Origin of the sequence: Streptomyces sp. NPDC014623 (genome assembly GCF_043088245.1) — a bacterium.
Taxonomy (GTDB): Bacteria; Actinomycetota; Actinomycetes; order Streptomycetales; family Streptomycetaceae; genus Streptomyces.
The window spans coordinates 1-8,966 of the sequence record NZ_JBIBZU010000049.1; the positions used below are offsets into that span (position 1 = coordinate 1).

The following is an 8,966-nucleotide window of genomic DNA, read 5'->3' on the forward strand; positions in this document are numbered from 1 at the left end:
CCGCCTCGGACAACAATCACCGATCGCCTTCGAGAACACCCCCACCGCACACCAACTACGCTGACACAAGCCGCATAACCCGTGTTCAGGATTCGAGGTCAAGGCCCGTCGCGGCCTTGTTCAAGGTGTCGGTCAGGGCCGTGGACAACTGGTGGGCGGGCTGGGGGCCGGGACGCGCTCCTGTCCCGGCCACGAGGCCGTCGCGTGGGCGAGCACCAGGTCCTGTCCGAGGCCGAGCAGGCTGCTGTTCGGCAGGCCGTTCTCGACCACACCCCGTGCGACCTGGGACTTTCGGGTCAGCTGTGGACACGGGCCCTGATAGGCCGGCTGATCTCCAAGCTGTACCGGGTCCGCTTCACCGAGCCCGGAGTGGGCAAGTACCTCAAGCGGTGGGGTCTGAGCTTCCAGCGACCGGACAAGCGGGCCGTCGAGCAGGATCCGGAAGCGGTCCGGATCTGGCGTGAGGAGACCTGGCCGGCGATCCGGGCCAGGGTGAAGGCGGAGAACAGCGAGATCCTCTTCGCCGACCAGGTCGGGATCCGCTCGGACCAGGTCACCGGCCGCACCTGGGGTGCCAAGGGCCGGACGCCGGTCGTGCGCCGCACCGGGAACCGGTTCTCGGTGAACGCGATGTCCGCGATCAGCACCAAGGGGCGCATGCACTTCATGGTCTTCACCGAGACCTTCGACGCGCAGGTCATGTGCCGCTTCCTCGCCCGGCTCACCGGGCACTTCGACCGGAAGGTCCACCTGGTCATCGATCGGCACTCGGCCCACCGCTCGAAGGCCGTCCGGGACTGGCTCGCCGACCACAAGGACCAGGTCGAGCTGCACTTCCTGCCCTCGTACTCACCCGAGCTGAACCCGGACGAGCTGGTCAACGCCGACCTCAAACGCAGCCTGCCCCACACCCACCGGGCCAGGAACCAGGCCGAACTTGCCGCCGAAACCCGGCGGTTCTTCCACCGCCGACAACGTCAGCCCCATACCGTGCGGGGATACTTCGGCGGCCGACACGTCCGCTACATCATCGACGAGCGAACCCCATGAGTTTCTGATCAATACCGCCCCGGCGTCCTGCACCGGGGCGTTTCCGCACTGACGCACACCATGTCGCCGACCACTGACACTCTCGTGTCGTCCAACAGGTGAGGTGGAGGCTGTACCGGACGTCGTCGACGCGGATCAAGAGCCCGGCGTCGAGCAGGTCCGTGACGGTGGCCGCGGCCGGCTCCTCGGGGTCGGTGGAGACGGGGCCCTCGTAGGACGCCTGGAACAGCACGACCGCGTCCTGACTGCTGAAACGGCTGTACTCGTTCCTCGTACACCTTGTTAACTTCCGGGTCGCAGAGGTAACGCAACGTACATGGGAGAGAGCGGTACATGACCTTGACAGCTCAAGCACCGAAGATCCCGCAGTTATGGGTTCCGCTTCCCTCGGGAATCCATCCCGGTTGGCGTGAGATCGATGAACGCTCGGCTCTCTGGCTCGACCGGTTCGGCCTCTACTCCGACCGGGCGCAGCGCGAACGGCTGACGCGTATCTCCGTGGGGGGATTAACCAGTCGCGGGGCCCCCTCGGGGCGCCTCGCGGCGTTGCAGTGGACGTCGGATTTCCTGATGTGGCTCTTCGCGTTCGACGATGAGTTCTGCGACGAAGGGCTGGTCGCGGCATCACCGGACGCCACCTTGCTCGTCATCACCAAGCTCCAGCGTGTCGTCGAGGTACCCTGGGCGGCACCCGTCGAGGACCACTACGGTGCCGCTCTGCGCGAGTTGCGCCTGCGGCTCGACGATCTGACCACGCCTGTGCAGATTGCCCGCTGGGCCTTCAGTTTCCGCGCCTACCTCCAGGGCCAGATCTGGATGGCCGCCAACAACGCGCAGGGGCGGATTCCCAGTCTCTGTGACCACCTGTCAGTCCGGCTCGATTCCTCCGGCGTCAAGATCTTCTCGACGCTGAGCGAGATCATCCACGGCTACGACCTCCCCGCAGCAGATTACGAGCGCTACGACGTATGGGGCTTCGTCGAGGTCTTCGCCTCCATCATCGGCTGGTCCAACGACCTCGTCTCCTACCACAAGGAGCACCAGCGCAGTCAGGACGGCTACGGCCACATCGTCGACCTGATCGCGTACGAGCGGAACTGTTCACTCGACGAAGCGGTGAACGAGACCGCCGTGATGCACACCCGCGCCATGGCCCTCTACCTCCGCCTCCGCGAGCAGATCCTGCGCGACGCCGACCATGAGCTGCGCCGGTGGATCACGGACTGCGACTCATGGATCCGCGCCGACTACGGCTGGTCCCTGACCACCCACCGCTACGTCAACCCGGACAACCCCGCCGACCTTCCCGTCGGCAGCGCCGCCTCCCCCTTCCAGGAACGCGAAGCGCACCAGCCTCTGCCGATCCCCAGCATCACGTGGTGGTGGACGCTGTTGAAAGACTGAGAGGTCGTCCTGGCCCACCTGCCTTTGTGAACGGAGTGAGGGCGTGATGTGAGGAAAGTCAGTAGGCTCATCGTCACGATCGGTTGCTTCTTCCGCCGGGACGGGTGGGAGAGCGCGATGGCCGGGGGCCCCTCGGTTCAGGCGAGTGCGTCGGGAACGACTCTACTGGTGCAGGCCGGTGGGGATATGGGCTACGAGACCGCCCCGTTCTTCCGTGACCATCTCCTGGGTGGGATCCTGCGGGGCCAGCGGTGGGTGGTGCTGGACCTGTCCGCGGTGTCGTTCTGCGATTCGTCCGGGCTGAGCGCGCTGCTGGGGGTGACGGGGATGGACACCGCTCTCCAGGTGTACGGCACTCTCGCCGAGGCCAAAGACAAGTTGGTCGTCGGCGGCGAAGCCTGACGCCGTCATCCCGGACAGCTGCCAGACGTTTCCGCAGCCGCCGTTCCTTCCTCCGCTGCCTGTACGTCACCGGGCGGCAGGAGCGGGTTGGTCCCACGGGCCGGCGGGTGCTGCTGGCCGAGACTGCCCGTAGGGCTGGTCCGGGCAGTGCGGTATCGGCGGCGCTGTCGCCGTGACGGCGGCCTCGGGCGGTGTACGATCCGGGCAAGATCCTGCTGGATGCGGCTCTCGCGGTCGGCCTGGGAGGGTTGCCCAGCGTGGCGGACGCCACGGCGAGGACCTTCCGGCGGGCCGTCTGGCGTGACTTGCTGGGGCGACCGCCACCGTCCAGGCCGGCAGCCCATCACCGACCTGCCGGCCAGTTACCGGGCTGGGGAGTGCTTGTGACTGGGGTCCAGCCGGAAGTCGGGGCAGTCGCGATTCTGGCATGCACCCGGACCCCACTCGGGAACGAATATGCCGAGGGTCTTGTGGCGGTGAACTGCGACCGGCACGGATTGCTTGCAGACCGGGCACGCGTACGCTTCGATTCTTTGCTTCTTCTTTGTCATATATTTACGATATGTCTGTTTTAGCGTATGGGGAAGCGCCTCGCCTCCTCGCTGAGAGATTGGGCGGATCAAGGGTCCGGGCCCCTGTCCGGTGGACTTGCAGGGGGTTCGGGTTTCTCCACCACAGGGGAAGAACTGGGCTCCTCGGTGGCCACGGAGGCGGCCTCCTGCGCGTCAACCTGTTCCGCAGCATCTGCCGCGGCGGGCCTTCTGAGGCTGAGCACCACGGAACCCGCCAGGACGACGACGATGACCGCGAGGCTGATCGGTGAAGGGATTTCCGGGATACCGGGGCTGATCATCTTGTGTGATGCCTGAAGGATGAGCTTGACGCCGATGAAGGCGAGGATGATCGCCAAGCCCTTGCTCAGGTAGTGGAAGCGGTCCAGCAGGCCGGCGAGCATGAAGTAGAGGGCCCTCAGGCCAAGGATGGCGAACGCGTTGCTGGTGTAGACGATGAAGGCGTCGTCACTGACCGCAAGGACGGCGGGAACACTGTCGACAGCGAAGATCAGGTCGGCGGCCTCGATGGCAGCGACCACCGCGAGCAGCGGAGTCGCCACCCTCTTGCCGGCTTCTTTGACGAAGAACTTCGCACCCGCGTACTCGTCCCGCACCGGGATGATCTTGCGGAGCATCCGCACCGCAAAACTTCTGCCTGGGTCGAAGCTCTCCTCCTCGTCCTTGAGGAGCTTGTAGGTGCTGTAGAAGAGCACCGCTGCGAAGGCGAACAGCACCGCGGTGAAGCGGCTGACCACGGCCACACCGAGGGACAGGAAGATCCCGCGGAAGACGAGCGCGCCTATGACGCCGAAGAACAGTACGCGGTGCTGGTAGGCGCGGGGCACCTTGAAGTAGGCGAAGATCACGGCGAAGACGAACAGATTGTCGACCGACAGGCTCTTCTCCAGCAGCCAGGCTGTCGTGTACTCGGTGCCCGCAGTGGTGCCGAGGACGAGGAAGACAACCGCGCCGAAGATCAGGGCGAGGCTCACCCACAGGCCGCTCCAGGCGGCTGCCTCCTTAAAGTGGATGACATGCGCGGTGCGGTGGGACAGCAGGTCTACCGCCAGCGACACGACCACCGTCACGGCGAAGGCCGCCCACAACCAGAGCGGAACCTCAAGCACGCCGAACACCTCACTATGACCCGAGGGAAATACACCTGCTTATACAGGAGTGTCCGGCATTGTGCCCCCGGAGGCATGTCAAGCGGGCAGAGCCGACCGGAGGCATGGTGTGAGTAGAGGCGGTTGTGCCGCAGGAGGCGCACGATGGCACGAAGTCACCACTTCCACCTCGATGCCGCAGACCACTCGGTGACCGTGAACATCTACGGCGGCCACCCGGGGCTCGTCGAGCTCCTCGTCGACGGCAAGGAAACCAGTCACGCCCCGCTGCACAGGAACCGCCCCCAGCACGTCACAGGAGAGCTACCCAGGGACCCGCCCCTGACCGTGACCATCCACATCACCCCCGGCCATGGCACGCCCCGCTGCGCGGCCGTGATCGATAGTGCGGAGACGCTGATGCCCCCACGTGCCTTCTGAAGAAGTGGGTGAACCGCCCCTCAGTGGGTCTGTCAAACGAGCGGCCCTGTTCCGTAGTCGGTGGTGACGGCAGGTGACGGGCGTCGTTGACGTTACATGTGAGATCGGGCCGCCTCCCGGCTCACCCGGTTCCTGGCCACGCCCGTCTCCTACGCCACAGCCCTGCGCCGGCTGCGGCGCATCCCCCCGCCGACGGTGCGCGTCCCTCGGGTGATCGGGGTGGACGACTTCGCCCTGCGCCGCCGTCACCACTACGCCACGATCACCATCGACGCCGAGACCGGAAAACGTGCCGATGCCCTGCCCGACCGCTAGGCCGCCACCCTCACGGCCTGGCTACGCGGGAAGAAGGGGATCGAGGTCGTGTGCCGGGATGGCTCGGCCACCTACGCCGAGGCGATCTGCCTCGCCCTCACCGCCTCCGTGACCCGCCAGGCGACCGGCGGCAAGACCGTGAACGCCCTGCTCCCCCGGTAGAGCGAGGAGGCCGACGCAGCCGGTCAGCGGAGCGTGCGGCCACGGCGGCCGGAGCGCCGCAGGTGTATCCCCAGGTAGACCAACGCGGCGGCGAACACCACGATCCCGATGACCAGCAGGTAGAACAGCCCTTCGGCAACGGCGCCGATGATGCCCAGGATGATCGCCGCAAGGACGAGGATCAGGAACAGAATCATGCGTCAGGCATCTCCTTGGTGAGCCGGTCAGCGGCGGGCGAGTTGCCGCTCACCGTTCGCGCCGGGCTGGTAGGGCAGGCCGTAGTGCGCGAAGACCGCGGCTTCGTCCTCGGCGGGCAGGACATCGTCCGTGCCGATCGCCGGGCACTTCTTCACATGTGACTTGTCGTAATCGACCTTGACGTAGTCCGGCCCCACGATCGCGCCGGCCAGCGGGACGAAAACCAGCTGGCGGCGCGTGGGCAGCCCGACCTGGACCGTAGCCATGGACGGCTCGTCGCTGCTGGTGTCCACGTAGACAGCTTCCAGCAGGCCGATCTTGTGGCCGCCCACGTCGACGACGTCATGGGTCCGCCACTCACGGATATCCGCACTGTGAATCATCAACGGTTCCCTTCACATGGCGGTCTACCCCGACCGGTGCACTTCTCAGTGTGCCCTCCCGACACCTGCCCACACCAGCGGCGCGCGAAGCAGCGTGGCCGCCGGCCTGCCGGGCTGTGAAACTCACCTGGGTATCGGACGGGCGCGCGACACAGCCCGGAGGTAGTCCGCGGCGCCCGCCACATCGTGTGGCACCGGATCGGGGCCCACAGCATCCTGGATCGCCCCCTGCCCGAAGGCCACCTTGCGGGGCAGGGTCGCCGGTTGGTTGGCTGATCGTTCCGGTGACCAGGAGGGGACACGCGGTGGCAGCAACCGAGGCCGTGACCGAGTCGGAGCACGTGAAGAGTTTGATCATCAGCACTGCGTCGCCACTGTGGGAGGACAAGGCGGCGCTGGGCAAGTTCCTCGATGTCGTCCGGCGCAGCGAGACGTTCGCCCCGCTCGCCGACAGCATGGCGCAGTCCGAGGCCCGTCCCGCGAAGCCGTCGTTCCACGGCGTGCAGAGCAGGGAGTTCCAGGAGTGACCAAGCATCTGCCCGGCCTGTGACGGCATAGGCGGTATCTCGCGGGGAGGGCCGGCTTCCCGGACTTGGGGGGCCGGCCCTCTGCGGTTCGTCCCGCTGGAAGTGTCCCGCGCGGGTACTTCCGAGCGTCCCGCCCCCGGTGCCGCTCCCCCCCTGTGGTGCGTTCATCCCCTTGAGGGGTCGGGGCGGCTGCGCTGGGTCTTTCGGGTCTGGCAAGCTCTGGCGCGTCCGAGTAGCCGCGCTGGGCGGTGAAATGCATCCACCGTAGGAGGGCGAGTATCTCTTCGGTGCGGGCGAAAGGCTCCGCGTCCTGCAGCAGCGAGGCCGGATTCCCGACCCCGGTGCGGAGGTAGGTTTCGAGCAGTATGCAGAGCGTCCAGCCCTGGTCGAGGGAGACGGCACGAAATCCGGCCTCGGTGACCAACAGCCATGCGATACGCGCCTGCATGACGAAGAGATCGTGCGCTCCGCGCATCCCGGCGCCGGCACCGGCGTAGCCCGGGTGCGGGTGCAACCCTTCGCGCCCGCGCCGTGGTCACACCAGGTGCGGAGGGTGTCGGCAGGACCGTCCGCGGGACCATCTGCGGCCCCGGCCCGGCTACTGGTCGTCCTCCGGCTTCGGCGACACAGTGGCCTGGAGGCGGGCGGCTTGTGCTGCGGCTGCCTCGCGGGCGACGTCATAGGCTCTGACCGTGGACATTCAGACGGCCATCTCCATCGCATCGCTCCTCGTCACGGCAAGCGTGGCCCTCGTCGTGCCCGTCCAAGCGTTCAAGTTCGCCCTACGTCAAGAGCAGGTACGCCTGCTGCGAGAGCAACGGGTCGCCCTGTACGCAGACATGCTCGTGGAAGCTCACGCCGAACAGCAGGGGCTGACCTGGTGGCTCGCCAACCAGGACGCGTCGGAAGAGCTTCCGTTCGAGGACACCAGGCTGCCCGCGCTGGAGCGCGCCCGGTTTGGCGCCCGGGGCACTGCCGTAGGAAGCGCCAAGGTGAACCGGCTGTTCAACACAGTGCAGGCCGTGGCGGGCCGTATCCACTTGCTCAACGCGACGGGCCGCATGGACCGAGACACCGCACTGATGCAGCTACGGCTGGAAGCCTGCCGAGCTCAAGATGCCCTGGAGGCCGCGATCCGCGCGGAGCTCAGATCCGATATGCCTCTACCCCCGTCGGGTTCCACGTGGCTGCCGGATCGTAGGCGAGCCTCCTGAGAGCAGGTACGGCGCTTGGCCCCGACGGGGTATTGACGAAGGTTGCGGAATAGGTGTGCCCAGGGCCCTCAAGCACGCTCAATGATCTTCTGAAGGTTCTTGAGCGCGCGAACCGAGGCACCTCTCGCTGCCATGGCGCTCACCAGAACGTCGCCGTGAAGCGGGCCGTCGCCTGGATCCGCTCCCCGCAGGCGATCGAGGTCCGCTTCGGCACCAGCCGGGCCGGAGCCGTCGACGTCGCGCTTTCCACCACAGTGTCCGTCGACGTGGTCGTCCCCGCACACCCGGAGGTCGACTGGGAGCAGCTGCGCACGGTGGAGAAAGGCCGGCGCCCCCCACTCGCCGCGCTGGCGAAGCAGGCCGCCCCGGCCTGACCCGGTCCGCGGAGCTTGCCCGGCTCCTGGTCGTGGTCATGCTCCGGCTCCGGTGGCGTGGCGGCCCGGAAGCGGGCGCTTTGGCGGCTGCTTCCTCGCGGGCGACGTCGTCGGCGTGGCAGGTGCCGCACACCGACAGGAGCCCAGCACTCCACATCACCAGCGCATCCTTCGGGAAGGTGGAGTTCGACTACGACAACCCCGTGGATCATCCCGGCGTCGACCACCCCGGTCCCGACCACGCCGGCCGCCTCGAAACCGAAGCGGACGGCTGACCCCATCGTCAACTCCACTGCCTGTCCGACCTGGCAGCGCGGTGCGTGGCGGCTATGAACCCGGGGTCGGTCTAGCAGGCAGTTGGTCAGGCTTGATCCGCTGCCTGGGCAGCGTCTCCTTGTGCCCTTGGGCGGGGGCGCAGTGCCTCGTGCACGGAAGGGGCCACGGACAGGACCGTGATGGTCTGGGTGGTGCTCAGCATGCGGCTGATGAGGGGGGTCGGTGCGGCCAGGGTAAGCGTGGTGCCGGAGGTCTGGCTGCGGTGCCGCGCTCCCAGGAGCATGGCCAGCCCCGAGGAGTCGAAGCAGTCGATGCGGGACAGGTCCAGCACAAGGTGGCGGCAGTCACTCTCCTCCAGCAGCGCCAGTATGCGAGGGCGCAGCTCAGAGGGTGTTTACGCCTCTCTTGATGAAGTTTCAGGTGCTATGCGACTCGGCTTGGATGAGATGGGTGCTTCTCGAGGTCCCGGTGGTGCTGGTGGGGTGTTGATGCCGTGGTCTCGCCCGCACTCCTCCTGTTTCATCCCAGGACGCGCCGTCGTGCACCGTTCGCTTCGCGCG

12 protein-coding genes and 1 pseudogene are annotated in these 8,966 nt (G+C 67.0%); 9 read left to right on the plus strand and 4 right to left on the minus strand.

What is annotated here, in order from left to right; all coding sequences use genetic code 11:
• The first annotated feature begins 81 nt into the window (after positions 1-81).
• The 3 genes from ACF1FZ_RS34705 to ACF1FZ_RS34715 all read left to right on the plus strand — a co-directional run bounded on the left by ACF1FZ_RS34705 (position 82) and on the right by ACF1FZ_RS34715 (position 2,856).
• A complete protein-coding gene (locus ACF1FZ_RS34705) occupies positions 82-1,050 on the plus strand; it encodes an IS630 family transposase (protein WP_391777351.1) in 969 nt (322 codons plus the stop codon).
• A 333-nt stretch (positions 1,051-1,383) separates the two neighbouring features.
• Positions 1,384-2,454, plus strand: a complete 1,071-nt coding sequence (locus ACF1FZ_RS34710; RefSeq protein WP_391777352.1) for a terpene synthase — start codon at positions 1,384-1,386, stop codon at positions 2,452-2,454.
• A gap of 117 nt (positions 2,455-2,571) precedes the next feature.
• On the plus strand, positions 2,572-2,856 hold the full coding sequence (locus tag ACF1FZ_RS34715; protein WP_391777361.1) for an STAS domain-containing protein: 285 nt from the start codon (positions 2,572-2,574) through the stop codon (positions 2,854-2,856).
• Positions 2,857-3,475: 619 nt separating this feature from the next.
• On the opposite strand, the gene ACF1FZ_RS34720 is transcribed toward ACF1FZ_RS34715, so the two are convergent.
• Positions 3,476-4,537: a TerC family protein gene (locus ACF1FZ_RS34720; protein ID WP_391777353.1), complete on the minus strand. Its 1,062-nt coding sequence runs from the start codon at positions 4,535-4,537 to the stop codon at positions 3,476-3,478.
• A 144-nt stretch (positions 4,538-4,681) separates the two neighbouring features.
• Here ACF1FZ_RS34720 and ACF1FZ_RS34725 point away from each other — a divergent pair, with 144 nt between their 5' ends.
• Together ACF1FZ_RS34725 and ACF1FZ_RS34730 are read left to right on the plus strand one after the other, a co-directional pair.
• Positions 4,682-4,957, plus strand: coding sequence for a hypothetical protein (locus tag ACF1FZ_RS34725; protein ID WP_391777354.1), 276 nt, complete (start codon positions 4,682-4,684; stop codon positions 4,955-4,957).
• 105 nt (positions 4,958-5,062) lie between these two features.
• Positions 5,063-5,383, plus strand: a pseudogene (locus ACF1FZ_RS34730) (transposase); the annotation flags it as partial.
• Between the two features lie 74 nt (positions 5,384-5,457).
• On the opposite strand, the gene ACF1FZ_RS34735 reads toward ACF1FZ_RS34730, so the two are convergent.
• Both ACF1FZ_RS34735 and ACF1FZ_RS34740 read right to left on the minus strand, forming a co-directional pair.
• Positions 5,458-5,631 carry a hypothetical protein gene (locus tag ACF1FZ_RS34735; protein ID WP_391777355.1) on the minus strand — a complete coding sequence of 58 codons (174 nt, stop codon included), beginning with the start codon at positions 5,629-5,631 and terminating at the stop codon, positions 5,458-5,460.
• 27 nt (positions 5,632-5,658) lie between these two features.
• Positions 5,659-6,015, minus strand: coding sequence for a PRC-barrel domain-containing protein (locus ACF1FZ_RS34740; RefSeq protein WP_391777356.1), 357 nt, complete (start codon positions 6,013-6,015; stop codon positions 5,659-5,661).
• A 305-nt stretch (positions 6,016-6,320) separates the two neighbouring features.
• On the opposite strand from ACF1FZ_RS34740, the gene ACF1FZ_RS34745 reads away from it, so the two are divergent.
• The 4 genes from ACF1FZ_RS34745 to ACF1FZ_RS34760 all read left to right on the plus strand — a co-directional run bounded on the left by ACF1FZ_RS34745 (position 6,321) and on the right by ACF1FZ_RS34760 (position 8,405).
• Positions 6,321-6,542: a hypothetical protein gene (locus ACF1FZ_RS34745; protein ID WP_391777357.1), complete on the plus strand. Its 222-nt coding sequence runs from the start codon at positions 6,321-6,323 to the stop codon at positions 6,540-6,542.
• 692 nt (positions 6,543-7,234) lie between these two features.
• Entirely contained in the window at positions 7,235-7,756 is a 522-nt protein-coding gene (locus ACF1FZ_RS34750) for a hypothetical protein (protein ID WP_391777358.1), read from the plus strand.
• Positions 7,757-7,911: 155 nt separating this feature from the next.
• Positions 7,912-8,130: a hypothetical protein gene (locus ACF1FZ_RS34755; RefSeq protein ID WP_391777359.1), complete on the plus strand. Its 219-nt coding sequence runs from the start codon at positions 7,912-7,914 to the stop codon at positions 8,128-8,130.
• Positions 8,131-8,162: 32 nt separating this feature from the next.
• The gene (locus ACF1FZ_RS34760) at positions 8,163-8,405 is read left to right on the plus strand and encodes a hypothetical protein (protein WP_391777360.1); all 243 of its coding nucleotides are present in this window, start codon (positions 8,163-8,165) and stop codon (positions 8,403-8,405) included.
• Between the two features lie 86 nt (positions 8,406-8,491).
• On the opposite strand, the gene ACF1FZ_RS34765 is transcribed toward ACF1FZ_RS34760, so the two are convergent.
• Positions 8,492-8,788, minus strand: a complete 297-nt coding sequence (locus ACF1FZ_RS34765) for an STAS domain-containing protein (RefSeq protein WP_391777362.1) — start codon at positions 8,786-8,788, stop codon at positions 8,492-8,494.
• Between the last annotated feature and the right edge of the window lie 178 nt (positions 8,789-8,966).